The sequence below is a fragment of the Streptomyces sp. NPDC002889 genome (genome assembly GCF_042888425.1).
GTDB lineage: Bacteria > Actinomycetota > Actinomycetes > Streptomycetales > Streptomycetaceae > Streptomyces.
Map to the genome: position 1 here is coordinate 401,853 of NZ_JBIAPT010000003.1, position 25,547 is coordinate 427,399.

22 protein-coding genes are annotated in these 25,547 nt (G+C 71.9%); 12 read left to right on the forward strand and 10 right to left on the reverse strand.

Annotation, left to right across the window (positions count from 1 at the left end; genetic code table 11):
• On the reverse strand, nucleotides 1–786 hold the full coding sequence (locus ACFYWI_RS06820) for a PspA/IM30 family protein (protein ID WP_389226209.1): 786 nt from the start codon (nucleotides 784–786) through the stop codon (nucleotides 1–3).
• Nucleotides 787–1,107: 321 nt separating this feature from the next.
• On the opposite strand from ACFYWI_RS06820, the gene ACFYWI_RS06825 reads away from it, so the two are divergent.
• Together ACFYWI_RS06825 and ACFYWI_RS06830 are read left to right on the forward strand one after the other, a co-directional pair.
• A complete protein-coding gene (locus ACFYWI_RS06825; protein ID WP_389226212.1) occupies nucleotides 1,108–1,704 on the forward strand; it encodes a DUF3043 domain-containing protein in 597 nt (198 codons plus the stop codon).
• 68 nt (nucleotides 1,705–1,772) lie between these two features.
• A complete protein-coding gene (locus ACFYWI_RS06830; protein WP_389226215.1) occupies nucleotides 1,773–2,519 on the forward strand; it encodes a class I SAM-dependent methyltransferase in 747 nt (248 codons plus the stop codon).
• 260 nt (nucleotides 2,520–2,779) lie between these two features.
• Here ACFYWI_RS06830 and ACFYWI_RS06835 read toward each other — a convergent pair whose 3' ends face one another.
• Complete coding sequence (locus ACFYWI_RS06835) at nucleotides 2,780–2,989, reverse strand: hypothetical protein (RefSeq protein ID WP_389226218.1); 210 nt, start codon at nucleotides 2,987–2,989, stop codon at nucleotides 2,780–2,782.
• Between the two features lie 92 nt (nucleotides 2,990–3,081).
• Here ACFYWI_RS06835 and ACFYWI_RS06840 point away from each other — a divergent pair, with 92 nt between their 5' ends.
• The 4 genes from ACFYWI_RS06840 to ACFYWI_RS06855 all read left to right on the forward strand — a co-directional run bounded on the left by ACFYWI_RS06840 (nucleotide 3,082) and on the right by ACFYWI_RS06855 (nucleotide 7,929).
• The gene (locus ACFYWI_RS06840; protein WP_389226221.1) at nucleotides 3,082–4,281 is read left to right on the forward strand and encodes a bifunctional adenosylcobinamide kinase/adenosylcobinamide-phosphate guanylyltransferase; all 1,200 of its coding nucleotides are present in this window, start codon (nucleotides 3,082–3,084) and stop codon (nucleotides 4,279–4,281) included.
• A gap of 30 nt (nucleotides 4,282–4,311) precedes the next feature.
• Nucleotides 4,312–5,373, forward strand: a complete 1,062-nt coding sequence (cobT, locus tag ACFYWI_RS06845) for a nicotinate-nucleotide--dimethylbenzimidazole phosphoribosyltransferase (protein ID WP_389226224.1) — start codon at nucleotides 4,312–4,314, stop codon at nucleotides 5,371–5,373.
• 94 nt (nucleotides 5,374–5,467) lie between these two features.
• A complete protein-coding gene (locus tag ACFYWI_RS06850; protein WP_389226227.1) occupies nucleotides 5,468–7,225 on the forward strand; it encodes a phosphatidylglycerol lysyltransferase domain-containing protein in 1,758 nt (585 codons plus the stop codon).
• Nucleotides 7,222–7,929: a hypothetical protein gene (locus tag ACFYWI_RS06855; protein WP_389226230.1), complete on the forward strand. Its 708-nt coding sequence runs from the start codon at nucleotides 7,222–7,224 to the stop codon at nucleotides 7,927–7,929. The genes ACFYWI_RS06850 and ACFYWI_RS06855 overlap by 4 nt, the downstream gene beginning before the upstream one ends.
• Here ACFYWI_RS06855 and ACFYWI_RS06860 read toward each other — a convergent pair.
• Nucleotides 7,878–8,636: a hypothetical protein gene (locus ACFYWI_RS06860; protein WP_389226234.1), complete on the reverse strand. Its 759-nt coding sequence runs from the start codon at nucleotides 8,634–8,636 to the stop codon at nucleotides 7,878–7,880. The genes ACFYWI_RS06855 and ACFYWI_RS06860 overlap by 52 nt on opposite strands.
• A gap of 68 nt (nucleotides 8,637–8,704) precedes the next feature.
• Between ACFYWI_RS06860 and ACFYWI_RS06865 the strand changes: the two genes are divergently transcribed.
• Complete coding sequence (locus ACFYWI_RS06865) at nucleotides 8,705–9,493, forward strand: adenosylcobinamide-GDP ribazoletransferase (protein ID WP_389226237.1); 789 nt, start codon at nucleotides 8,705–8,707, stop codon at nucleotides 9,491–9,493.
• Between the two features lie 94 nt (nucleotides 9,494–9,587).
• A complete protein-coding gene (locus tag ACFYWI_RS06870; protein ID WP_389226240.1) occupies nucleotides 9,588–10,796 on the forward strand; it encodes a hypothetical protein in 1,209 nt (402 codons plus the stop codon).
• Nucleotides 10,797–10,803: 7 nt separating this feature from the next.
• Here ACFYWI_RS06870 and ACFYWI_RS06875 read toward each other — a convergent pair whose 3' ends face one another.
• Genes ACFYWI_RS06875 through ACFYWI_RS06890 form a run of 4 tightly spaced genes read right to left on the reverse strand, consistent with a single transcriptional unit; the run spans nucleotide 10,804 to nucleotide 16,833 of the window.
• Nucleotides 10,804–11,472, reverse strand: coding sequence for a spherulation-specific family 4 protein (locus ACFYWI_RS06875; protein ID WP_389226244.1), 669 nt, complete (start codon nucleotides 11,470–11,472; stop codon nucleotides 10,804–10,806).
• Nucleotides 11,469–13,277, reverse strand: coding sequence for a hypothetical protein (locus ACFYWI_RS06880; protein ID WP_389226247.1), 1,809 nt, complete (start codon nucleotides 13,275–13,277; stop codon nucleotides 11,469–11,471). Before ACFYWI_RS06880 ends, ACFYWI_RS06875 begins: the two co-directional genes overlap by 4 nt.
• Nucleotides 13,274–14,755: a GT4 family glycosyltransferase PelF gene (gene pelF / locus ACFYWI_RS06885; protein WP_389226250.1), complete on the reverse strand. Its 1,482-nt coding sequence runs from the start codon at nucleotides 14,753–14,755 to the stop codon at nucleotides 13,274–13,276. The genes ACFYWI_RS06880 and pelF overlap by 4 nt, the downstream gene beginning before the upstream one ends.
• A 32-nt stretch (nucleotides 14,756–14,787) precedes the next feature.
• Nucleotides 14,788–16,833 carry a hypothetical protein gene (locus ACFYWI_RS06890; RefSeq protein ID WP_389226253.1) on the reverse strand — a complete coding sequence of 682 codons (2,046 nt, stop codon included), beginning with the start codon at nucleotides 16,831–16,833 and terminating at the stop codon, nucleotides 14,788–14,790.
• Between the two features lie 296 nt (nucleotides 16,834–17,129).
• Here ACFYWI_RS06890 and ACFYWI_RS06895 point away from each other — a divergent pair, with 296 nt between their 5' ends.
• The 3 genes from ACFYWI_RS06895 (at nucleotide 17,130) to sucB (ending at nucleotide 22,155) form a co-directional block, all read left to right on the forward strand.
• Nucleotides 17,130–18,641 (forward strand): leucyl aminopeptidase, encoded by a 1,512-nt coding sequence (locus ACFYWI_RS06895; RefSeq protein ID WP_389226256.1) that lies wholly within the window; start codon nucleotides 17,130–17,132, stop codon nucleotides 18,639–18,641.
• Nucleotides 18,642–18,953: 312 nt separating this feature from the next.
• Nucleotides 18,954–20,342, forward strand: coding sequence for a dihydrolipoyl dehydrogenase (lpdA, locus tag ACFYWI_RS06900; RefSeq protein WP_389226259.1), 1,389 nt, complete (start codon nucleotides 18,954–18,956; stop codon nucleotides 20,340–20,342).
• 52 nt (nucleotides 20,343–20,394) lie between these two features.
• Nucleotides 20,395–22,155 carry a 2-oxoglutarate dehydrogenase, E2 component, dihydrolipoamide succinyltransferase gene (sucB, locus tag ACFYWI_RS06905; protein WP_389226262.1) on the forward strand — a complete coding sequence of 587 codons (1,761 nt, stop codon included), beginning with the start codon at nucleotides 20,395–20,397 and terminating at the stop codon, nucleotides 22,153–22,155.
• Between the two features lie 149 nt (nucleotides 22,156–22,304).
• Here the strand turns inward: sucB and ACFYWI_RS06910 are convergent, their stop codons facing one another.
• The 3 genes from ACFYWI_RS06910 to ACFYWI_RS06920 form a co-directional block, all read right to left on the reverse strand.
• The gene (locus ACFYWI_RS06910) at nucleotides 22,305–22,910 is read right to left on the reverse strand and encodes a GPP34 family phosphoprotein (protein WP_389226341.1); all 606 of its coding nucleotides are present in this window, start codon (nucleotides 22,908–22,910) and stop codon (nucleotides 22,305–22,307) included.
• A gap of 377 nt (nucleotides 22,911–23,287) precedes the next feature.
• Nucleotides 23,288–23,494, reverse strand: a complete 207-nt coding sequence (locus ACFYWI_RS06915; protein WP_389226265.1) for a DUF397 domain-containing protein — start codon at nucleotides 23,492–23,494, stop codon at nucleotides 23,288–23,290.
• On the reverse strand, nucleotides 23,491–24,321 hold the full coding sequence (locus ACFYWI_RS06920) for a Scr1 family TA system antitoxin-like transcriptional regulator (protein WP_389226268.1): 831 nt from the start codon (nucleotides 24,319–24,321) through the stop codon (nucleotides 23,491–23,493). Before ACFYWI_RS06920 ends, ACFYWI_RS06915 begins: the two co-directional genes overlap by 4 nt.
• A gap of 164 nt (nucleotides 24,322–24,485) precedes the next feature.
• Between ACFYWI_RS06920 and ACFYWI_RS06925 the strand changes: the two genes are divergently transcribed.
• A complete protein-coding gene (locus tag ACFYWI_RS06925) occupies nucleotides 24,486–25,109 on the forward strand; it encodes a GntR family transcriptional regulator (protein WP_389226271.1) in 624 nt (207 codons plus the stop codon).
• Nucleotides 25,110–25,547 lie beyond the last annotated feature (438 nt).

A 25,547-nucleotide genomic window follows, 5' to 3' on the forward strand; every position in this document is an offset into this window, starting at 1 on the left:
CTACTCCTTGTCGAACCTGTGCGGGCTGTTCTGCTGCGGTGCGGCGTCCTGCTGTCCCGCGGCGCCGCCTTCGATGGCCTGCTGGGAGCTCGAGCCGCCCGCGAGCTCCGCCTTCATGCGCTGGAGCTCCAGCTCCACGTCCGTGCCGCCGGAGATCCGGTCCAGCTCGGCCGCGATGTCGTCCTTGGCCATCCCGGACGGATCGTCCAGGGCGCCGGAGGCGAGCAGCTCGTCGATCGCGCCGGCCCTGGCCTGCAGCTGCGCGGTCTTGTCCTCGGCCCGCTGGATCGCGAGGCCGACGTCGCCCATCTCCTCGGAGATCCCGGAGAACGCCTCACCGATCCGGGTCTGCGCCTGGGCGGCGGTGTAGGTCGCCTTGATCGTCTCCTTCTTCGTGCGGAAGGCGTCGACCTTGGCCTGCAGCCGTTGCGCCGCAAGGGTCAGCTTCTCCTCCTCACCCTGCAGCGTCTGGTGCTGGGTCTCGAGGTCCGTGACCTGCTGCTGGAGCGCGGCGCGGCGGGAGAGCGCCTCGCGCGCCAGGTCCTCACGGCCGAGCGCCAGCGCCTTGCGACCCTGGTCCTCGAGCTTGGACGACTGGCCCTGCAGCTGGTTCAGCTGCAGCTCGAGCCGCTTGCGGGAGGTCGCCACATCGGCGACTCCACGGCGCACCTTCTGGAGCAGTTCGAGCTGCTTCTGGTACGAGTAATCGAGGGTCTCGCGAGGGTCCTCGGCCCGGTCAAGGGCCTTGTTCGCCTTCGCGCGGAAGATCATCCCCATACGCTTCATGACACCGCTCATGGGCTTCGCGCGCCCCCTTCTGACGGACTCAGCTTCAGCAGCACTCCAACAGAACCCACAGTACGGGCCCTGCATCCATTACCGCACTGTTCGGGCACGGATGCGCTCATCCCCAAGGACGACTGCGTACGGCTTCGATCCGGCGCAAGGACTAGGTGGCCGTCAGGGACCCGTGCCGCGGCGGTCCGCAGGGACAGAAGCCCGGATGTGCCTGTGCCGGGCTTCTGTCCCTGCGGACGCACGCCGTTGCGGGATCGTTCCCCTCATCGGGGTGAGGTCTGTGCGTTCCACCCCGTACCCTTGGGCTTTGTGTTCCGTAGCCGTTCCAAGGAAGAGAAGGCCCCCACCACCAAGGTGACGGCGGACCTCTCCAAGCAGCCCCGCGACCCCGAGGCCCCCAAGGGCCGCCCCACGCCCAAGCGCAGTGAGGCCCAGACCCAGCGCCGCCGCGCGTCCAGTGCGCCGGCGGACCGCAAGGAGGCGAACAAGCGCCAGCGCGAGGCGCGCCGTGCCGATCTGGCCAAGCAGCGCGAGGCCCTCGCCGGTGGCGACGAGCGCTATCTGCCGGCCCGTGACAAGGGCCCGGTACGTCGCTTCGTGCGCGACTTCATCGACTCCCGCTTCTGCGTCGCCGAGTTCTTCCTGCCGCTGGCGGTGATGATCCTCGTGCTGAGCATGGTCCGGGTCGCCCAGCTGCAGAACATCGCGCTGCTGCTCTGGCTCGGCGTCATCGTGCTCATCGTCGTGGACTCGATCGGCCTGACCATCAGGCTCAAGAAGCAGCTCAAGGAGCGCTTCCCGAACGAGCCCACCCGCGGCGCCGTCGCCTACGGTCTGATGCGCTCGCTCCAGATGCGCCGACTGCGTCTGCCGAAGCCGCAGGTCAAGCGCGGGGAGCGGCCCTGACCGAGCAGATTTCGCAGGCCCCGCCCCCCTCAGGGTTCGCCGGAGCGTCCGACGCCTGGCTCGCAGGGATGGGCGGGCTGCGCAACACGGTCCGCCAGGAGCTCGTGGCCCGTCAGCTCGACGACCAGATCACCTCCCGGTACCCGGTCGGCCAGCGGCTGAGGGTGCTCGACGTCGGCATGGGCCAGGGCACGCAGGCGCTGCGGCTGGCACGCGGCGGGCACACCGTGACGGGGCTGGAGTCCGACCCGACCATGCTGAAGGCGGCCCGTGAGGCGCTCGCCGACGAGCCCGCCGGCATCCGCGAGCGGGTACGGCTGATCGAGGGCGACGGCCGGGACACCGGGGTGCACTTCCTGCCCGGCAGCTTCGACGTGGTGCTGTGCCACGGCGTACTGATGTACGTCGAGAAACCGGACGCGATGCTCGCGGGCCTGGCCAGGATGCTCGCCCCCGGCGGACTGCTGTCCCTGCTCGTACGGAACGCCGACGCGCTGGCCATGCGGCCGGGGCTGGCCGGCGACTGGCAGGGGGCCGTGGATGCCTTCGAGACGGACAGGTACACGAACCGGCTCGGGCTGAGCGTGCGAGCGGACCGGCTGGCGGCGCTGACCGCGACGCTGGCGGGGATCGCCGCGCCGCTCCACGCCTGGTACGGGGTCCGGGTCTTCACGGACACCGTCGGCAACGACGTCGAGCTGCCCGCCGCCGATGAGCTGGAGCGGCTGCTGGCCGCGGAGGACCGGGCGGGGCGCACGGATCCCTACCGGGGGGTCGCCGCGCTGCTGCATCTGTGCGGAGTACGCCGCGGCTGATCGTCGGTGCCCGCGACGTTCCCGCGGGGCTTCGCCGGGGTACCTCCGGCCACGGCACGCCACCGTCGGCCGGTTCCGCCCGATTACATGCCGTACAGGAACGGTTTCCCTTCGGCCCCGGCGGGGGCCTCACCGCGTTCGATGTCCCCTCGGCCCTTGCGGGCCCTGGAAACCCCATGACGCCGTGGCGGGCCCGGCGAGGCCATGAGGCCCGGGCGGCCTGGGGGTACCTCGTACCCCCAGCACCCCCGACCTCCCCGCTACGACTCGTTCGCGTGCAGGCTCATCGGGCCGTAGATCCTCGTCGCGTCCTCCGACAGCACCACTTGGTCCGCGCCGCCCTCGAGAAGGTCCTTCCAGCACTCGCCGATCCAGGACTCGGCGTCGCCCTGGGTCGTGAACTCCTCCGGCTCGACCGCCGGCTGGACCTCCGTACCGTCGGACTTCTCGAACCGCCACGTCCATGCCATGTGCGCCTCCCACGTCCCACCAGCTGATCCGTTTCCTGCCCGCAGCGTAGCCGGGCGCGCACGGGCCAGGGGGACGCGGGAGGATCAGAGGCGTGGAACTGACTCTGCTCGGCACCGGCGCGCCCGCCGGACTCCCCCGGCCCGACTGTCCCTGCGCCGTGTGCGCCACCGCGCGCGGGCCCGAGGCGCGGGCCGCCACCGCGCTGCTCGTGGACAGTGCGCTGCTGCTCGATCTGACCCCGGGGGCCGCCCTCGCCGCCGCACGGGCCGGGCATTCGCTCGTCGGCGTACGGCAGGTGCTGCTGACGCATCCGCACGACGGGCCGGCCGTGGATCTGCCCGCCGGGCTGCCGGCGGCCGGACGGGTGCCGGACGGACGGGAGTTGACGCTGATCAGCGGCCACCGGGTACGGGCCGTGCCGATGGACCACCCGGGGACGGGGTACGAGGTGACCTCGCCGGAGGGCGAGCGGCTCCTCTATCTGCCGCCGGGCGCCGCGCCGGCCGGCCTCGCCGAGGGGCGCGCGGCGTACGACATGGTCGTCGGCGACGTCATCGGGCGCCCGGACGCCGTGGCAAGACTGCGTGCCTCGGGGGCGATCGGCTCCACCACCGATGTCATCGCCGTCCACATCGACCACGATGTACCCGGCGGCCCAGAGCTGGTCCGGCGGCTGGCGGCCTCCGGAGCGCGATGCGTGCCGGACGGGACGACGGTGCTGGTGGGCGAGTACCACGCGGTGCCGGACGTGCCCCGGCGCACCCTGGTCACGGGCGGGGCGAGGTCGGGCAAGTCGCTGGAGGCCGAGCAGCGGCTGCAGACGTTCCCCGATGTCGTCTACGTCGCGACGGGCGGCAGCCGGGACGGCGACACGGAGTGGGCCGTCCGGGTGTCCACGCACCGCGAGCGACGGCCCGCCTCCTGGCGGACCGTCGAGACCTGCGACCTGGTCCCGCTGCTCGCCGACGACGGCCCTCCGCTGCTGATCGACTGCCTGTCCCTGTGGCTCACCGACGCGATGGACAAGGCCGGCGCCTGGGACGACGAGCACTGGGCGACGGGCGGCGAACGCGATCTGCGCGAACGGGTCTCCGAGCTGGTCGCGGCGGTACGGGCCACCCCCCGCACACTCGTCGCCGTGACGAACGAGGTCGGCTCGGGCGTCGTGCCCGCCACCGCCTCCGGGCGCCGCTTCCGTGACGAACTGGGGCGTCTGAACGCCGCCTTCGCCGACGAGTGCGAGCACGTCCTGCTGGTGGTCGCGGGCCAGGCACTCGTCCTGCGCGGCTGAGCCTGGGGCGGTGCCGGTACTGTTCGGCGAATGAGCAGGCTGAATCTCGACGACTTCTCCGATCTGATCGAGCGCCCCGACAGCGGCACGCGGCGAGACGCCGAGGAACGCCGGGAGCGGCTGGTCGTTCCGCCCGGTTCGCTGGGCCGTCTCGACGAGCTGGGCGAGTGGCTGTCCGCCGCGCAGGCAGCGGTGCCGGTGCGGGCCGTGGAGCGGCCGCGGGTCGTGCTGTTCGCCGGTGACCACGGAGTCGCCGAACTGGGCGTCTCCGGCCGGGAACCCGGCACCGCGCACCAACTGGTGCGGGCCGTGCTGGAGGGCGCGAGCCCCGTCTCCGTACTCGCCCGCCGCTGGGGTGTGCCGGTACGGATCGTCGACGCCGGTCTCGACTGCGACCCGGAGCTGCTGCCCGAGGAGGTCGTACGCCACCGGGTGCGGCGCGGCAGCGGCCGTATCGACATCGAGGACGCGCTGACGCCCGAGGAGGCGGAGCAGGCCGTACGTCTGGGCATGGCGATCGCCGACGAGGAGGCCGACTCCGGCACCGACCTGGTCGTCCTCGGCGACCTGAGCGTGGGCGGCACGACCCCCGCGTCCACCCTGATCGCCGCGCTGTGCGGTACGGACGCCTCGGTGGTCACCGGCCGCGGCGGTACCGGTATCGACGATCTGGCCTGGATGCGCAAGTGCGCGGCGATCCGGGATGCGCTGCGGCGCGCCCGGCCGGTGCTGGGCGACCAGTTGGAGCTGCTGGCGGCAGTGGGCGGCGCGGATCTCGCCGCAATGACCGGGTTCCTGCTGCAGAGCGCGGTGCGCCGGATGCCGGTGATCCTGGACGGGGTCGTCGTGGCGGCGTGTGCGCTGGTCGGACAGCGGGCGGCGTTCCGGTCACCGGACTGGTGGCTGGCGGGCCAGTTGAGCGGCGAGCCGGCGCAGGCCAAGGCGCTGGACCGCCTGGCGCTCAACCCTCTGCTCGACCATGGCGTCACTGTGGGGGAAGGAACCGGGGCCTTGCTCGCGCTCCCTCTCGTACAGGCCGCGGCCGCACTCGCCGCCGAGCTGCCTGAGCGTGCGGGGACGACCGAGGAATGACACAGACCGACACGGACTGACACCCGGGTGCGGTCGGCGACGCCCGACCGCACCCACCCCATGTGTCACGTGATGCCCCATATCATCGCGTTCCATGGGAGAGGTCCGTTTGTCCAGCGAGGAAGCGAGCCGTTCGACCGTCCGCTCGCGGCGCAGCGCAGCGTTCGCCGTCTGGTATCTGCGCGCCGTGACGTTCATCAACTTCCTGAGCGGCGTCTGGGTCTCGCTCGGCCAGGACCTGCGACGGCACAACACGGACAACTACTTCACGCCCTATCTGCTCACCGCGGGCTTCGCCTCCGGCGTCTTCACCCTGTTCCTCGCGATCACGATGCGCCGCCGCAAGCGCGCGGCCTGGATCCTCAATCTGGTCCTCGGCGGGCTGTTCCTGCTCCTGCTCGCCTTCGCGATGTTCTTCCCGGAGATCCAGCAGTACCCGCAGAACTGGATCTCCCTCGTCCTGACCGCCGCGTTCGTGGCCACGCTGCTGCTCGGCCGGCGCGAGTTCTACGCCAAGGGCGACCGCTCCAACCCGAAGCTGGCGGCGGCCGTCGCGGCCGGCGGGCTGCTCGCCACCTCGCTGGCCGCCGCCCTGCTGGTCACCGTCACCAACACCGCGCAGGGCTCCACCTTCCTGGAGCGCTGGCGATACGGCCTGATGCGGCTGGTCTCGCTCGCCGGCGACGACGCCCGCTTCCCCGAAATCAGCACCCCCGGCTGGGTCGACGTCACCATCAACGTGCTGTCCACGCTGCTGCTGCTCGCCGTGCTGTACGCCGCCTTCCGCTCGCGCCGGGCGGTCGATCCGATCACCGAGGACGACGAGGCGCGGCTGCGCGCCCTGCTCGAGCGGCACGGGGAGCGCGACTCGCTGGGCTATTTCGCGCTGCGCCGCGAGAAGAGCGTGGTGTGGTCCCCGACCGGGAAGGCCGCCGTGGCCTACCGGGTGGTGGGCGGGGTCTCGCTCGCCTCGGGCGACCCGATCGGTGATCCCGAGGCCTGGCCGGGCGCGATCGACCCCTGGCTGGCGCAGGCCCGGGAACACGGCTGGATCCCAGCAGTGATGGGGGCGGGCGAGGAGGCCGGCACCATCTACGCCCGTCACGGCCTCGACGCCCTGGAACTGGGTGACGAAGCGATCGTCGAGACCGAGGAGTTCACGCTCGAGGGACGGGCGATGCGGACCGTACGCCAGGCCTACAACCGGGTCGGGCGGGCCGGGTACCAGGTGCGGATCCGCCGTCACGAGGACATCCCGGCCGACGAGATGGCGGTCCTGCTGCAACGCGCCGACGACTGGCGCGACGGGGCCACCGAGCGCGGCTTCTCGATGGCGCTCGGGCGACTCGGCGATCCGGCGGACGGCCGCTGCGTGATGCTCGAATGCACCGACGGCACGGGCGGGTTGCGGGCGCTGCTCAGCTTTGTGCCCTGGGGCCCCGAAGGGCTCTCGCTCGACCTGATGCGGCGGGACCGGGACGCGGAGAACGGCCTGATGGAGTTCATGGTCATCGAACTCCTGCAGCGCGCAAAGGAGATCGGGATCACTCAGGTCTCGCTGAACTTCGCGATGTTCAGATCGGTCTTCGAACGGGGCTCGAGGCTCGGCGCGGGACCGGTGCTGAGGCTGTGGCGCTCACTGCTCAGCTTCTTCTCCCGCTGGTGGCAGATCGAGTCCCTGTACCGCGCCAACGCAAAGTACCGACCGATCTGGGAGCCGCGCTTCATGCTCTTCGAAAAGAGCGCCGACCTACTGCGCATCGGCATCGCCGCCGGGCGCGCCGAGGGATTCCTCGAAGCCCCGGGCCTGCCCAAGTGGCTGCACCGCAGACACCTGGGGAGCGGGCGATGAAGGCTGCCGCTTTCGCACGCCGCGAATGGGGTCCGCTGTACGCACCCGTGCGTCAGGCTCTCGTCGCGCGGAGGTGGCGGGCGATCCCGCTCACCCTCGCCGCGGTCGGGCTCACAGCCGGCTTCTACGTCCTCCAGCAGCAGTCCTGGGGGCTGCGGATGGTCCACGGCATAGGCTTTGTCAGGGCCGAGGACCCGCTGTGGCTCGCCCTGCTGCGCACGCCGCTCTCGCTGTTCGTGCCGGCGCTGGATCTGCCCGTCTGGGGTGCCCTGGCGCAGATTCTGCTGGTGTTCGGCGTCGCGGAGATCACGCTGGGCCGGTGGCGCACGCTCGCGGTCGCGTATGTGTCGACGCTGGCCGGGACGACCTATGCACGGATCGGTATCGCGGTCGGACCGGACGGCCCGTTCTCGCTGCCCGCCTCGGACGCACACATCGTGGACACGGGCCCCTCTGCGGCGGTCGTCGGTCTCGCGGTGTTCGTCTGCTACCGCTACGGCGCCTACGTCACCGCGGCGCTGGTGATCGTTGCGATGATCATCGAGGTGATCGTCAAGCCCAATCTGGCCGGCAAGGAGCACCTGGCGGCGATCGCGGCCGTGCTGGTGGTGTGCGTGGCCGAAGCGCTGTGGCGGCGCCGTCGCCGTGGCCGTCAGGGTCCGGCTTCCGGCCGCCGGTCGGGCGCGCCGCCGATCAGGTCCTGAAACTTGCGGCGCGGCTTGTCCCAGCGCCGGTCGTGGCGGTAGGAGCGGAGCCGGGACTTGGCACGGGCCTTGGGACGGCGCCGGTAGAAGTGGCGGGACCACAGCGATCCGGGCCGGGCGAGCCGCACCGCGCCGAAGATGGCCACCAGCGGCACCAGAGCGCCGAGGACCGCCATCCGCAGCTTGCCCTTGATCAGGGTGATCAGGACGAAGGCGAAGTTGACGGCGAGGGTGAGCAGAAAGAGCCGGCGGTCCTCGCGTTCGTCGGCGGACAGGTCATTGACGCCCAGCGGTGCGTACCCGCCGAGGAGGAGCAGCAGCAGGGCCGTGGTGAGCACCACGACCTCGACGCTCTTGCGGCCCGCCTCGGACCAGTAGACGTCGTCGAGATGGAGGATCAGCGCGAACTCGTCGAGGAGGAGTCCGGCGCCGATACCGAAGATCACCGCGCAGACGCCGGCTCCGATCCCGCTGTGGTTGGTGGTGGCGACCGCCCCGAAGCCTCCGATCACGGTGAGGACCACGCCCGGGACCACATGGTGGATGTGCAGTCCGCCGGAGCTGACGTTGCCGAACGGTCCCTTCCCGGCTCTGATCAACCGGGTGACCACCCGGGTGATCAGGAAAGTCAGCACGAACGAGGCCAGCGCAAGCAGCAGCGGGAGCTTTCCCGGCTCCACGATGTTGCGGTAAAACCAGTGACCCATGCCACCCGCTCCCGAATTGTCCGTCATGCGCAATCTACCGTCGGGGCACACCGACTACCCTGCGCGCGGTGAGCACCGAGAAGACAGACGGCCCGGCCGGGATACGGTTCGCGTTCGGCACCCTGACCGCGCTGCCGGTGCGTGTCACACGCTGGGACCGGGACGCGGCCCGCGCGGGCATGCTCTGCGCACCGCTCGCCGGCCTGGTCGTGGGCCTGGTCGCGGCGGCGCTCGGCGGGGTGCTGATGCTGCTGGACTCCGGGCCGCTGCTCGCCGCGGTCGCCACGGCCGCGGTCCCGGCCGCGCTCACCCGGGGCCTTCATCTCGACGGGCTCGCCGACACCGCGGACGGGCTGGGCAGCGGCAAGCCCGCCGAGGACGCGCTGCGGATCATGAAGCAGTCGGACATCGGGCCGTTCGGCGTCGTCACGCTGCTGTTCGGGCTGCTCGGCCAAGTCGCCGCGCTCTCCGAGCTGTACGGCGAAAGCTGGGCGCTCGGCGTGAGCGCGGCCGCTGTCTCCGCGGTCACCGCGCGCCTGGCGCTCACGCTCGCCTCCCGTACGGGAGTGCCGCCGGCGCGCCCGGAGGGCCTCGGGGCCGCGGTCGCGGGCGTGGTCCCCGTACGTACGGCACTGCTCGTGACGGGCCTGACCATGGCTGCCTGCGCGGGCGCGGGCGCGCTGTTCGGACCGTACGGGGCGCTCCATCACGCAGTGGCGGTGGCGGCCGGGCTGGGGGCGGCGCAGCTGTTGCTCGGGCACTGCGTGCGACGGTTCGGTGGCGTGACGGGCGATGTGTTCGGCGCGTTGGCGGAGACGGCGGCGACGGTGACGCTGGTCGCGCTCGTGCTCCGCTAGCTGCCGAGCTCCCCGTCCACGCCCGGCCCCCGCGTTCACCCATCCGTGACCTTCGGGCAGGCAACCGCGCGCGGCCTTCGCAGGTCGAACGCTTGTGATCACCCGCCACCGTTCCCCCCTCCTCGCCGCCGCTGCCGCGGCATGCCTGTTGCTCACCGCCTGTTCGGGCGGCGGCGCGACGGAAAAGAAGCCGGCGCACCCCGTGTTCGACGCGCCCGTCCAGCAGCAACCGCGCCAGGCGCTTCTGACCACGCAGAACGCAGGCAGCGCAAGCTTCACGCAGACGCTGACCTTCACCTCCAGGCACGGTGACACGGTGCTGACGTCCAGGGGCCGGCTGGACTTCCCCGGCAGCCGGGCGTCCGCGTCCTCGGTCTGGAAGCTCGCGGACGGCCTGCCCGGCAGCACCAAGGACGCGCTGCTCGGAACGACGCTGGACAACAACAGCTCGCCTACGACGATGCGCGTCGCGGTCGACGCGAGCACCATCCGGATCCGGCCGGGCAGGGCGGACTACTGGCTGCGCTACGACGAGTCGGACCCGTGGACCACCGGCTCGATCGACAGCCTCCGGGGTAGCGAGGCCGCTTTCGGCGGCACGCTGCTGGAGATCGTGAGCGGTGCCCGGGATGTGAAGCAGTCGGCGACCGGCGGCGGAGACCGGCGCTATCGGGCCCAGGTCACGGCCTACAACGCTCTGGCCCTGTTCGCTCCGGACATCAGAGGCGAACTCCACAGCTCCATATCCCCGACCAGCACGGAAAATCCCGTCGAGCTGGAGATCACGGCGGACTCCCGGGGCCGGATCACCCGCGCCGCAGCCGACCTCTCCCCGTTGCTCGGCAAGGAGGGCAGCACCCTCCACCCGATGAAGCGGCTGCGCGCCGTACTGACATTGAACGGCTTCGGAGCCTCTGAACCGACCGCAGGGGCGCCGGCGGGCACGACCCTCGTCGCGAGGAAGGCGGTGCTGCCGATCGCCGACGTCCCGCGCGGCGCCTGCGTCGACAGCAACACCGGGATACGGGACACGGACGAGAGCATGGTCGTACGGGTGGCGTGCGAGCAGCCGCACGACGCCCGGGTGCTCGCGCACCCCGGACTGGGCGGCGGCGACTACCCGGGTGACGAGTCGGCCGAGCGTCGGGCCGATTCCGCCTGTGAGCGTGCGTACGACTCGGCGCCCTCCTCCTGGACCCGTGAGGCGGCGGACTCCGGGACCTACTGGCTGGCCTGGCCGTCGGAGAGCGAGTGGGGCGTCGGTGAGGATCCGAAGGCGACGTGTTACGTCGTGTCCCGCTGAGGTCACTTCAGGGTCGGCGCCGGAGCCCGTGCGGGAGCGTCCCCCACGGATGGGCCCCCGTTCCCGGGACGACGCAGTGCACGGCCGCCCCGGCCCGGGCGTCCGCCGGTGCCGCGTACACCAGATGGCAGAACCGCTCGGGCGGGTGGGCGGTGGTCCAGGACGGGATGCCGGCCGAGCGGTAGGCGTCCCAGGGGCCTTCGAACGTGACCAGCAGGTCGGCGAGTTCCGCGTACGCCGGGTCGGGGTGCACCCCGTGGTTGAGCACGAGTGTCTCCGCGCCGGCCGCGCGGGCCGCGACCCCCAGGCGCCGGTAGTGGGGCACTGCCTCCGGGCCTGAGCTGACCTGGTCGAGGAAGACCCCGGCCGCGCCGTACCAGTCCCGGTGGCGCAGCAGGTCCGCCACGACGGCGGCGTGCGGGCGGCGGGCGTAGTCGGTGTCCGCGTAGCCGAGTACCCGGACGCCGGCCGCGCGCAGCCGCTCGGCGACCTCCGCGAACGCCGGGTCGGGGGCGGTGCCCGGGCCGCTCGCGGGGTTGAGGACCACGCCGTACAGCCGGGGCGCCGCCGCGACGACGGCGTCCCAGGCGTCGGGCCGGGCGGCGGGGTGCTCGTAGTACGGCACCAACAGGCTCTTCACAGGCGCTTCCTGGGGGTTGTCGGACGGGGGCGTCATACACGGTGGGCGCTGGCCCGCCCCAGCAGAGCACACACGAGAGTGGCCAGCAGCGCGGCCGCGACGGCCGCGACGCAGAGCCCGACGAGGGCGGGGCTGCCGACGCCGGCGAGCAGGGCGGCGCCCTGGGCCAACGCCGCGGCGCCGCACACCGCTGCCGCCCCGGTCACCGCGCCGAACGACTGCAGCAGCAGGCCGGTCCACAGCGTGGTGCCGATGAGCAGCAGCGTGGCCAGCCGTACGCCGCCGAGTGCGGGGGCCGCGGGCCACAGCAGCGTCCCGGCCACGGCAAGGGCGAACAGCACGGCGAGATAGCCGACAAGGCACTCGGCGAGCACGGCCGCGGCGTTGCGCCAGAAGTCACGTGCCGTGGCGCTCACCCGAAGCCCGGCCAGGGTCTCGCCCCGGAAGCGGTGCAGCAGCCACTCGGCGGGACCCATGCCGAGCGTCAGGGCCACGGCGGACGGCGCGGCGACGACGGCCCCGGGCCGCCCGGCGAGCACGTCCCCGAGGGCGGTGCAGAGAACGAGCAGCCCGGCCCCGAGCCCGAACACTCCGTACGGCACGGACGCCGCGATACGGGGCGCGGCCCGACTTCCGTGCGGGGCCTTCACATTGATGCCCCGTCGGCCGGCGGCCTCGCGGGGAGCCCGGAGCCGGCCGCGTCCGACGGGGCGGAGGCGGCCGGCCGGCCGGCCGGGTCCGCGGGGCAGTACCTTTCGGCGTCCGGTGAGACCGTGCACGGTCGGCAGGAACCGTCTGTCGCGCAGCCGGCCTGCGGCTCTTCCGAGCGGCGCCACCGACGCGACGTGCGGCACCGCGCCCCGGCCGCCGTCCCCGCCCGCCCGGTCGTCGCCCCGCCCACGGGGCCACCCCAGCACCCGGCCTGAGCCGTCCTCGTCGACCCGCGCGCCCGTGCCGAGGCGGCGGGCGGGTTGAGCACCGCCCCGTGGGCGCGGCACCGGCGCCCTCCGCGGCCCCGACGCCCCGCGCAGCGCCCGCGCCGCGAGAAGCGTCGTCGCGACCAGCGACACCAGCAGCAGCGCCGTCCCCAGCCACGACGGCACATCGTGCGCCGTCGACGCCACCGCACCCGCCGTCATCGGCAACAGCGCGTACAGCAGCGCCCGTTCGCGGCCCAGGGCCAGCAGGACCGTCGCCGCCGCCAGATACAGCGCCTGGGCGGTGGCGAACGCCGCCGCCGGCCACTGGCCCGGGTCCGCCGACAGCGCAGCCGCCGATGCGGCCGCGAGGGAGCCGAGGAGCGCGCCCGCCGGAGCGCCCCTGCACAGGCAGAGCGCGGCCGCCGGACGGTCGCCCAGGGCAAGCCAGGAGTGGGCGCGGTGGGACAGCGCCTGATTCCACAGCCAGCCGGTCAGTGCGCCCGCGAGCAGCGGGGCCAGGGCGGCGCCCTTCAGCAGCGGTGCGCCGAGGACATAGGCCAGGCCCGGCAGGGCGAAGACCAGGCTGCGCAGCAGGCAGCCGAGCAGGCCCACCTGCCAGGGGTCCACGGGCGGGCCGGGGGGTTCGGGGCAGCGGCGCGGGACCCGGGCGTACAGCTCCTCCGCGAGCGTGAAGGAGTCCGGGCGGCCGTACCTCAGCCGGATGTGGTCGTCGCTCATGCCGTCCGACTCGAGGATCGCGGCGATCTCATCGGGGTGGACGGCTGCCGCGATCAACTCCTCCATACGGTCGGCGAGTTCGGTCATCGGGTCGGCTGCCACTGCGAGCCCCTCGCGGCGCCTGGGCAGAACCGGCATCGCATGGCCGTGCTGCCCCGGGCCCTGCCACAGCGGCCCGCTCATCGCAGCGCCCCTTCGGCGGCCAGGCCCACGCCGCGATCGGCGGCCTCGTCCTCCGGCGGGAACCCGGCCAGTTCGAGGTAGATGCGGCGGAACCCGTCCACGGACCGGCGCAGCGTGAACCGGTCGATGACCCTCTGCCGGGCCAGCCTGCCCAGTTCCGCCCGGCGCGCGTCGTCGCGCAGCAGTGCGAGGGTGGCCTCGGCCATCAGGGCGGGCTCGCGCGGCGGCACCACCAGGCCCGTGTCGCCGACCGCTTCCCGTACGCCGCCGACATCGGTGGAGACCGTCGCCCGACCGCACGACATCGCCTCGATCAGCGAGAAGGGGAACCCTTCACTGATGCTGGACAGCAGCACCACGCTGCCCGCCGCGTACGCGCGCGCCACACCGCTGATCCGTCCCTCCCAGCCGATGCCGTCCACGACGCCGAGTTCCGCCGCGAGTTTCTCCAGCCGGATGCGGTACGCCTCGCCGCCGGCGGGCACCCCGCCGAACAGCCGCAGCCGCACCTGCGGCATCTCCGCGCGGACCATGGCGTAGGCGCGGATCAGCGTCTCGAGGTCCTTGATCGGGTCGATCCGCCCCGCCCACGCGAGGGTCGGCACGTCCGGTTCCGGACCGGCCTCGGGGAAGGCGTGCGGGTCGACGCCGTTGTAGACGGTGCGGATACGTTCCGCCGGAGCACCGCCGCGCTCCTCCCACCGGCGGTTGTACTGGTTGCACGGGGTGATCAGGTCGGCCTTCCGGTAGCCGAGCGAGTTGAGCTCCCGGTAGAAGCCGAGCATCAGCGCCTTCACGGGGGCGCGCTGCGCCTCGGTGCGGTAGCCGAGATAGCGCTCCCGCAGATAGATCCCGTGCTCCGTCAGCAGAAACGGCACACCGTCGAAGTGCTGGGCGGTCAGCGCGGGCAGCGTGGCGAGCCCCGCGCTGACGGAGTGGGCGATCGCATCGTCCGGGATGCGTACGGTCAGCGGCCGCAGCGCATGCTCCAGCAGGGCGGTGGCGGTCAGGGCGTCGTGCACGGTGGGCCTGGCCGCGGTTGTCCCCAGGTGCGGCATGGTCCAGATCCACATCAGGGCGCGCAGTGCGGACTCCGAGCGCAGCGCGCTGGTCAGCCGTCCGGCGCGGGCGTGGTCGGCGAGTTCGTACAGCGCCTGGCCGAAGTCACAGCCTGCCGCGGAATCCAGCACCGACAGCAGGAAGCGCTCGTAGCTGCCGAGAAAACGCCGGCGCTCCCGGGCCGGGAGCCGCCGCCGGGCGGGCTCCGGCCCCCACAGTGGGAAGACCGTGTGCCGGTAGACGTTCGGCGGCAGCTCCCAGGTGACCGGTTCACGGCCGCTGCCGGCGAGGGCGACGACCTGGAAGTCGACCTCCGGCATGCCCCGTACGAGCTGGTCGCACCAGGTGGACACGCCCCCGTGGACGTGCGGATAGGTTCCTTCGGTGAGCATGGTCACATGGCGGCCACAGCTCAGCATGGTCGTCCCCCCAGGACAGCGGTCGGCGGCGCTCAGGCCGGGAGCTTGAGCGTGATCGCCGACTGCAGCAGTTCGGGCGTGGTCCAGGCGGACCGCGTCCCGGCGTAGGCGGAGCCGAACACCGTGGTGGTCAGGAGCAGTTGCTTACGCGTGCCCTCGGGTGCGGTGACCGGCGCGCTGACGCCCGACGGGGCCTTGACGGTGACGGTGTCTCCGGTGCGGTACGCGGTGACCTTCCCGTCGGCCAGGGCCTTGTCCCAGGCGGCACGGCGCTGCAGTTCCGTACCGATGTCCCGCTGGCGGGGGTTGACCAGCGGGGCGTTGTCGGCGAACAGGGCACGGTGGTCGGCGAGCACCTTGTCGAGCACCGGGTAGAGGATGCGCTCCTCGGCGAGGTTGGACTGGTGGACGTAGTGCGGGCGCGGGTCGTTCGCCACCACATGGCCCAGCGCGATGCGGGCCTCCTGCGGCACGATGTGGTCCGCGTAGCCGGTGGCGGTGTCCAGCGGCCCCGGCAGGCAGGTGGATGCCGGGTTGGTCGCGCAGATTCCGCTGCCGCCGTCGGCCGCCGAGGTGTAGATCCAGTTGTACTCGTCGGCCATCTCCGCGGCCGTGCCGGCGTTGTAGTACACGTTCATGGGGTGGCGCGGCACGGTCAGCGCCGAACCGACGGCACGCTGCTGCGGCTCCCGCGAGTTGTCGGAGGCGGCCCACTTCACCCCGTTGTCGGCCAGCGCGGCGGCGAGGTTCGGATTGTCCTGGGGCTGCTGCGGCAAGGTCTTGAGACCCGAGTGCTCGCCGGTGACCAGTTCGCCGCGGTCGACCGGCAGGCCCTTGCGCAGCGCCCAGTCGTGGTTGTCGCGGATCTGCGCGGAGATCTCGGAGCGGCTGGTCCACCGGGTATTTCCCGCGGCGTCCTCGGCGCACCGCCAGGGCACGACCGAGACGTCCTGGACGCAGCCGAGGAACGGATGGGTGTAGGTGTGGTTCACCCAGCGGTACTGCGCCCTGTCGGCCACCAGCCGGTCGGTCAGCGGGTCGGCGCCGCCGTGCTCGGCCCTCCACTCCTCGCCGGCGCCCGCGTTGTGCACCAGGTCGAGGGTGAAGCCGGCGGAACGCTGCCAGGCCGCCGCGTACTCGGCGTCCGCCGCGGTCATCCGGATGGGCTCGCTCTCCTCGCCGCCGCCGACGCAGTCGATGTCGCCGGGAGTGCAGTTGCGCGCGGTGTCCCAGCGGGCGTCGGGCGCGAAGACGTCGTCAATGTGGACGGAGAAGTAGGCGCGGCTGTGTCCGAGGTGGATGCCCTGGGTGAGCCATTCGACGATGCCGCGGGCCAGCACCCGGAACTGCCGCTGGTGGCGGTTGTACGCGAAGGTCACCACGAGCTCGCGGCGGCCGTCGTGCGTGTACTGGCCGATCAGACTCGCGCGCGCCCCGCCGTCGCCGACGGGAGTGTCCAGATAACTGGTGAATCCTTCCCTCGGCCTGCCCGCGTAGCCGTAGCTCTCGGCGATCAGCGGCGCGTTGTCCTCGAAGGCGACGGGTCCGTCGAGGTAGCCGAAGGGACCGCTGCGCCCGGCGGCGGTCACGGCGCTCTGCGCGCCGTCCAGCACGCCGGCGTAGCCGCCGTTGTCCGTGTACTCCAGACCCACGCCGGGGTGGGACCAGGTGTAGGCGTCGACCTGCGGGATGCCGAAGGTCCGCTCGTACGCGAAGAGCGCGGCGTTCTCGGCGGACCCGGCGGCCGTGTCCGCGCCGAACGGGTCCTCGTCGGGGACCACCACTCCCTGGTACTTGGCCCGCGGCCGGCCGCTCACGGTGTCGCTGAGGAACGCGGCGTCGACGGCCGGGCGTCCGGGGTCGCCCAGGTCAACGGTCCGATACGGCACCCCGGTGCTCTCGAGCTCGGAGACGATCGCGTCGACGGCACCGCCGCCGTCGTCGACGACCAGCACCGTCAGATCGATACGGGGCGCCGTGGCCGCCGTGGCGGTCGATGCCGACACCCCCGTCGCCAGCGTCGCGGCCGCGAGCGCAGTCGCGGCCGCTCTGAGGGTGCGCCGTCCGTGCTGCTCCATGCCATTCCCCCTCGTGCGCCTCCTCGATACCGCCCGGGCACAAGGAGGAACTGTGCAGATGACGCAAAGGAGCCACGTGCCCCCTTGCCGGAATGAGGTGAGTGTGGCCGAGGTCTCACAAAGTTCGGGGCAAACGGGAAAGAGACGCCACGGACGAGTGAACGGCCGCCGCCGCGAGCGATACAGCCGCCGCCGTGAGCGATACGCGCGGCCACGCGTAGGCTCTTGTGCGGCAAGGGATGCCGATCCGTCCCCGCCCCAGCCTTCGAACTCAACGGAAGCGAGATTTCACCACCGTGACTGCTCTCACTCTCAGCACTGCCGGCGCGGCGACGCTGCGCGCCGACGCCCTTGTCGTCGGCGTTGCCAAGGGCGCCAAGGGGCCGGTCGTCGCACCGGGCGCCGAGGCTGTGGACAAGGCGTTCGACGGAAAGCTCGCCTCCGTCCTGGAGACCCTCGGCGCCGTCGGTGGCGAGGGCGAGATCACCAAGCTCCCCGCCCCCTCCGGCCTCAAGGCGCCGGTCGTCATCGCGGTCGGGCTGGGGTCGGCCCCGGAGCAGGACCAGGCGTACGACGCCGAGGCGCTGCGCCGCGCGGCGGGCACCGCCGCCCGTGCGCTGGCCGGTTCGAAGAAGGCCGGCTTCGCGCTGCCGATCGAGGCGGTCGAGGACGCGGAGGCCATCGCGGAGGGCGCCCTGCTGGGTGCGTACGCGTTCACCGCCTACCAGGACAAGGGCAAGGACGCGAAGAAGCCGCTGGCCGAAGTGGCGCTGCTGGGCACCAAGCCGCGTGACAAGGCGTTCAAGGCCGCGGCCGAGCGCGCCCTCGCACTCACCGAGGAGATCAACCGCGCCCGCGACCTGATCAACATGCCGCCCAACGACCTCACCCCCGAGGCGTTCGCCGCCGTGGCCACCGCCGCCGGCAAGGAGCACGGCATCAAGGTGCAGGTGCTGGACGAGAAGGCGCTCGCCAAGGGCGGCTTCGGCGGCATCCTCGGCGTCGGGCAGGGCTCGCAGAACCCGCCGCGCCTGGTGAGGCTCTCGTACACGCACGCCAAGGACGCCAAGACCCTGGCGCTGGTCGGCAAGGGCATCACGTACGACTCGGGCGGCATCTCGCTGAAGCCGGCCGGCCACAACGAGACCATGAAGTGCGACATGAGCGGCGCGGCCGCCGTCTTCGCCGCGGTCGTCGCCGCCGCCCGCCTCGGCCTCTCGGTCAATGTCACCGGCTGGCTGGCGCTCGCCGAGAACATGCCGTCCGGCTCGGCGACCCGGCCGGGTGACGTGCTGCGCATGTACAGCGGCAAGACGGTCGAGGTGCTCAACACGGACGCCGAGGGCCGGCTGGTGCTCGCCGACGCGCTGACGAAGGCGTCGGAGGAGAACCCGGACGCGATCGTCGACGTGGCAACGCTGACCGGCGCGATGGTGCTGGCGCTCGGCAGCCGCACCTTCGCCGTCATGGCCAACGACGACGCGTTCCGTACCTCGATCCACGAGATCGCGGATGAGGTCGGCGAGGCCTCCTGGCCGATGCCGCTACCGGCCGATCTGCGCAAGGGCATGGACTCTCCGACCGCCGACATCGCCAACATGGGTGAAAGGATGGGCGGCGGCCTGGTGGCCGGCCTGTTCCTCAAGGAGTTCGTGGGCGAGGGCATCACCTGGGCGCACCTGGACATCGCGGGCCCGGCCTTCCACGAGGGCGCCCCTTACGGCTACACGCCCAAGGGCGGCACCGGCTCCGCGGTCCGCACCCTGGTCAAGCTCGCCGAGCGGACCGCCGGCGGCGAACTCGGCTGAGGCGCCGGGCCGACATCTGCGTCACTACGGCCCCGGGCATAGGTCCGGGGCCGTTCGTGTTGGCTTGCTACGTTCACCTTCGACGAAATTCGCACGACGTCCGTACCTGTGTACGGGCGAGTAAACCGCTGGGACGGCCGATCATCCGTCTCAGACCCCGGCCCCGCGTCCCGCCTTCCGTCAACAAGTGCGAAGATGGGTTCTCGGCAGGGCAGGGCCCCCACCACAGGGCCGAAGAAACAGCGGCCGAACACCAGCCGCCGCGCGGTCATCGAGGACCGGCGAACGGCGCACATGCATGGAGGACGTGACGTGGCGAACGACGCCAGCACCGTTTTCGACCTAGTGATCCTCGGCGGTGGTAGCGGCGGTTACGCTGCGGCGCTGCGCGGAGCTCAGCTGGGCCTGGACGTCGCACTGATCGAGAAGGACAAGGTCGGCGGCACCTGCCTGCACAAGGGGTGCATCCCCACCAAGGCCCTTCTGCACGCGGGCGAGATCGCCGACCAGGCTCGTGAGAGCGAGCAGTTCGGCATCAAGGCCACCTTCGAGGGTGTCGACGTCCCGGCCGTCCACAAGTACAAGGACGAGGTCATCTCGGGCCTGTACAAGGGTCTGCAGGGTCTGATCGCCTCCCGCAAGGTCACCTACATCGAGGGCGAGGGCCGACTGTCCTCCCCCACCTCCGTCGACGTCAACGGCCAGCGCGTCCAGGGCCGCCACGTCCTGCTGGCCACCGGCTCCGTACCGAAGTCGCTGCCGGGCCTGGAGATCGACGGCAACCGGATCATCTCCTCCGACCACGCGCTGGTCCTGGACCGCGTCCCGCAGTCCGCGATCGTGCTCGGCGGCGGCGTCATCGGCGTCGAGTTCGCCTCCGCGTGGAAGTCGTTCGGCACCGACATCACGGTGATCGAGGGCCTCAAGCACCTCGTCCCGGTCGAGGACGAGAACAGCTCCAAGCTTCTTGAACGCGCGTTCCGCAAGCGCGGCATCAAGTTCAACCTGGGCACCTTCTTCGAGAAGGCCGAGTACACGCAGGACGGTGTCCGCGTCACCCTCGTCGACGGCAAGACCTTCGACGCCGAGGTGCTGCTGGTCGCCGTCGGCCGGGGCCCGGTCTCGGCCGGTCTCGGCTACGAGGAGCAGGGCGTCGCGATGGACCGCGGCTATGTCCTCGTCGACGAGTACATGCAGACCAATGTGCCCACCATCTCGGCGGTCGGCGACCTGGTCCCCACCCTCCAGCTCGCGCACGTCGGCTTCGCCGAGGGCATCCTGGTGGCGGAGCGGCTGGCCGGTCTGAAGACCGTCCCGATCGACTACGACGGCGTGCCGCGGGTGACGTACTGCCACCCTGAGGTCGCCTCCGTCGGTATCACCGAGGCCAAGGCCAAGGAGATCTACGGTGCGGACAAGGTCGTCGCCCTGAAGTACAACCTCGCGGGCAACGGCAAGAGCAAGATCCTCAAGACCGCGGGCGAGATCAAGCTCGTCCAGGTCAAGGACGGCGCCGTGGTCGGCGTCCACATGGTCGGTGACCGTATGGGCGAGCAGGTCGGCGAAGCACAGCTGATCTACAACTGGGAGGCGCTGCCGGCCGAGGTCGCGCAGCTCATCCACGCCCACCCGACGCAGAACGAGGCGATGGGCGAGGCCCACCTGGCCCTGGCCGGCAAGCCGCTGCACTCCCACGACTAGCAGTCCGGGCGCGACGACCACTTCCGCACTTTTGTAAGGAGCAACTGAAACCATGGCGGTTTCCGTAACCCTTCCGGCGCTCGGCGAGAGCGTCACCGAGGGCACTGTCACCCGCTGGCTGAAGGCCGAGGGAGAGCGCGTCGAGGCCGACGAGCCGCTGCTCGAGGTGTCGACCGACAAGGTCGACACCGAGATCCCCGCCCCGGCTGCCGGCATCCTCGCGTCCATCAAGGTCGCCGAGGACGAGACTGTTGAGGTCGGCGCCGAGCTGGCCGTCATCGACGACGGCACGGGTGCGCCCGCCGCCGCGCCGGCTCCGGCTGCAGCCGAGGCCCCCGCGGCCCCGGCTGCTCCCGTCGCCGAGGCTCCCGCGGCCCCGGCTGCGCCGGCCGCCGAGGCCGCCCCGGCCGGTGGCGCTTCGGGCACCGACGTCGTCCTTCCCGCGCTCGGCGAGAGCGTCACCGAGGGCACCGTCACCCGCTGGCTCAAGCAGGTCGGCGAGGAGGTCACGGAGGACGAGCCGCTGCTCGAGGTCTCCACGGACAAGGTCGACACCGAGATCCCCGCCCCGGCCTCCGGCGTGCTGCTGGAGATCGTGGTGGGCGAGGACGAGACCGCCGAGGTCGGCGCCAAGCTGGCCGTGATCGGCGCCGCCGGTGCCGCTCCGGCCGAGGCGCCCGCTCCGGCCGCCCCGGCCCCGGCTGCTGCTCCGGCCCCGGCCGCACCTGCTGCCCCGGCCCCGGCTCCCGAGCCGGCCGCACCTGCTGCCCCGGCGCCCGTTCCGGCTCCGGTCCAGGCCCCCGCGCCTGCCGCCCCGGCTCCGGCCGCCCCGGCGCCGGTGGCTCCTGCGGCTCCGGCCGCACCCGCCGCGGTTGACGCCGGCGACGCGTACGTGACCCCGCTGGTCCGCAAGCTCGCCGCCGAGAACGGCGTCGACCTCGGCTCGGTCAAGGGCACCGGCGTCGGCGGCCGTATCCGCAAGCAGGACGTCATCGCGGCCGCCGAGGCCGCGAAGGCTGCCGCCGCCGCGCCGGCTCCGGCCGCCGCGGCCGCGACGAAGGCTCCGGCCGGCGTCTCGACCGCGCCGTCCCCGCTGCGCGGTCAGACGGTCAAGATGACCCGCATGCGCAAGGTCATCGGCGACAACATGATGAAGGCGCTGCACTCGCAGGCCCAGCTGACCTCGGTCGTCGAGGTCGACATCACCAAGCTGATGAAGCTGCGCGAGCGGGCCAAGGACTCCTTCGCCGCCCGCGAGGGCGTCAAGCTGTCCCCGATGCCGTTCTTCGTCAAGGCGGCGGCCCAGGCGCTGAAGGCCCACCCGGTCGTCAACGCCCGGATCAACGAGGACGAGGGCACCATCACGTACTTCGACTCGGAGAACATCGGCATCGCCGTGGACTCCGAGAAGGGTCTGATGACGCCGGTCATCAAGGGTGCGGGCGACCTGAACATCGCCGGTATCGCCAAGAAGACCGCCGAGCTGGCCGGTGCGGTCCGCGCCAACAAGATCACGCCGGACGACCTCGCCGGTGCGACCTTCACCGTCAGCAACACCGGTTCGCGCGGTGCACTGTTCGACACGGTCATCGTGCCGCCGAACCAGGCCGCGATCCTGGGCATCGGCGCCACGGTCAAGCGTCCGGCGGTCATCGAGACCGACGAGGGCACCGTCATCGGCGTCCGGGACATGACGTACCTGTCGCTCTCCTACGACCACCGCCTGGTGGACGGCGCCGACGCGGCCCGTTACCTGACGGCCGTCAAGGGGATCCTTGAGGCGGGCGAGTTCGAGGTCGAGCTCGGCCTGTAAGGCACCAGCAAGCACGACGGCGCCCCCGCCCGGATAAATCCGGGCGGGGGCGCCGTCGTCTGCTCCGGCGGGTGGTGCCGCCAACTGACGTGATACCGCCGGACGCCCGCGATCACGCGCGGCGACCGTCGCCACCGCGCCGGCGGTCGTCATTCACCTCGCCAAATGTTGTCGAAAGCCGCGTTCTCGATGCCACGGCGTTGCCGTTCGGCCTCCAATTCCGTCAACGCGTCATTGACAGCGGCGAGCACGGTCGACACCGCGTCGTCGTCCACCCCCTGGAAGTCTCCGGTCCGCTCCTCACGGATCCCGAGGGCCGCCGCAAGGGCGGCGAGGACGGGCTCATCCGATGCCCAGCGGTCCGATGCCCGGCGGCGAGCGGGCGAGTCGACCACCACCATGCGACCGGCCCGGAGTCCCCAGGGGCGGCGGCGTTGCCGAGTGACCTGCCCTTCCCCCTCGAGGGCGGCCAGATAGGCCGCGGACAGGCCACGGCCTCTGCGCCACAGCCAGTCGCCGACCGACACGTACGGCGCTTCCCGGGCAAGCGACGACGCGGCCTCGTCCAACAGGGGATCATCCATGGCCGGCACGTGGCTCGGCACGATGTGATCGCCGTCCAGTCCGATGGCTTCGGCACCGAGGAGGTCGATCACCTCGGCCGCCGCGAGCGCAAGCGACAGATTGCCCGGCTCCACGGGGCGGCTGGAGGCCATGTCCATGGAAACGATCATCAGGTCCCGAGGTGTGGTCATGAACGGCTCCACGTCAGGGCATCAGTAGCGATGCGTCGCTGCGGCGGCGCGACGCCGAACGGCGAGGTCAGCTGCCGTCGTCGCTGGCAGCCGCGATCGCCGCACGGATTCGCTGCGCCTACCTGGGTCCTGCCGGCGACCGTGAAGTCCGGCCCGACACCCTCGACCAGGAGCAGGTGCCTGATCGTGTGGTCGGTGCGCAGGGACAGGGGCCCGTCGCCGAGCCTTCTCGCATACGAGTCTACGGAGCGAGGACGGCAGCTGCACCCCACGCCGATCGCCCTGGTCCGCACGATTCATCAGCCCCTCGAGGGCGCAACAAGCCTTCCACCACACCGCCCGAGGCCGCCCCGCCCCCACCCGAGGCTGCTCCGAAGTCAGAGCGATCCACCCTTGACGGCCGCGACGAAGGGGACCCAGGCGCCGGCCCGGAACGCCAGCGCGGGGCCTTCGGGACGCTTGCTGTCCCGGACAGGCATGACATGGGGGAAACCGTCGGCGACCTCGACGCAGCTGCCGCCCTGTCCGTCGCTGTAGGACGACGTGCGCCAACGGGCAGTGCTCAAGTCCAGTGCAGTGCTCATGGTGTCGTGTAGTCCTCCGCGGCCGACTCCAGCAAGGTCAGGGACGCCGTCGGCGACAGCGCGGCAGCCCTGACGAGATCGTATGACCTCTGACTTTGCTCTACCAGGGTCAGTTCTTCGACCAGTTGACCGACTCCGGCACCCTCCGTGTAGACCACTGGCGCCGCGTCCGTGAAGGTCATGACCGACGCCATGCCGTTGATGAAGGCGTCGGCAGCAGCGGTGAACGGCAGTACCTGCAACAGAACCCGACGCTCACGTGCCATCTCGACCATGTGGCGCAGCTGATCCTCCATCACCGCAGCGCCACCCATCGGCACTCTCAGCACCGTCTCGTGGAGCGCGGCCCACAGCAGCGGTCGTGCTGCGCCGTCAAGGATCCGCTGGCGGTCCAGTCTCGCCCGCACGAACTCCTCCAGCACGTCCGCGTCGGCCAGTGGAAGCGTCGCCCGGGTGATGGCGCGCGCGTACGCCTCCGTCTGCAACAGCCCCGGCACCAGCATCGGCGCATACTCGCTGATCGTCCTGGCCTGCTGCTCCAGCTCCACTGCATCCGCGAAGTACGACGCGTGCTTCGAGCCCTGCGCCAGCCGGCAGAGCCGCTGAAAGTGCTCGCCCGACCCGAGGACCCCGTCCAGGAGCTTCGACATCTCGGCCTGCGGACGTCTCGTCGCCGCCTCGAACAACCCGATGTACGCGCCCGAGCAGAAGACCCGCTCCCCCAACTGCTCCTGCGACAGTCCCGCTTCCTCCCGAAGACGGCGCAGTTCCGCCCCGTAGAACGACCTCGGTGACGTGTAAGGGTCCAGGTCCTTGGCACCGGGCATGGCCGACTCCCTTCCGGCGCGCAACAGTTGATGGTGCGATCCGCTAGCCGATCGTAGCGGTGCGTGATCACATGGCGTGTACGAACAGTGACAATCGGTCCGCAGCGGAGCATCGAGGTTCCTCTCCGGTAACCTCGGCCTCGGCCATCCCGTGAGGAGCTTTCATGACCGTCCCCGTCGTCCACTCGCTGCGCGACCAGATCCGCGAGCACATCGTGGAGGGGATCGTGAGTGGCCGCTGGAAGCCGGGCGAGCGGATCGTCGAGCGGCGGATCGCCACCGAGCTCGAGGTCTCCCAGACGCCGGTGCGCGAGGCGCTGCGCGAGCTGGAGAGTCTGCGGCTGATCGAGTCCGCGCCCAACAAGGGCGTACGGGTACGCAATCTCACCGCAGCCGACCTGGAGGAGAGCTACCCGGTGCGGGCCGGTCTCGAGCAGATTGCCGCGGAGCTGGCCGCGGACCGGCTGGCCGAGGACTGCTCGGCGCTGGAGCCTCACGTGGCGGCCCTGCACGAGGCGGACCGGGCGGGCGACTCGGCGGCGCAGGTGCGGCACACGGTGGGCTTCCACCGGGAGCTGGTGCGGGCCGCCTCGAACGGGGTGCTGCTGCACACCTGGGAAGGCCTCGGCATCGAGGTGTTCACGGCCCTGTCGATCCGCTGGCTCGGCACGGTGCAGAAGTCGTACGCGGAGGAGCACCAGGACCTGGTGGAGGCGTTCCGCCGCCGCGACCCGGACATCGGCTCCCTGGTCAAGGCCCACGTCCTGGGCTGCGCCCCTCGCGCGTAGCACCCGAGGGGCGGGGCTGGGGCTGGGTCGGGTTGGTGGGCGTGGTGTGGGGCCTCGCCCGGGGACGGCCAGGTCGGCGGGTGCGACGCGACGACGAGCCGGGCGGTGGCCGGGTCCGAGGGTCCGGCGCGGGGCCGCCCCGGACAGTGGCCAAACCCGCAGGTGCGGCGCGGGGCCGGTCCCGGCCTGAGCCCGGCCGGCGGGAGCGACGCGGGAACGACCCCGACAGTGGCCGGGGCCGCGGGTGTGGCCTCGCACCGGACCCGGGGGGCGGCCTCGCACCGGACCCGGGGGGCGGCCTCGCACCGGACCCGGGGGGGGCCTCGCACCGGACCCGGGGGGCGGCCGGGTTGGCGTGGTGAACGTGGGGCCGCCCTCCTGGTCTTGATGGTGGCGGCTTCGGGTCGGGCGTCAAGGGCGCTCGGTCGTTCCTCCCTC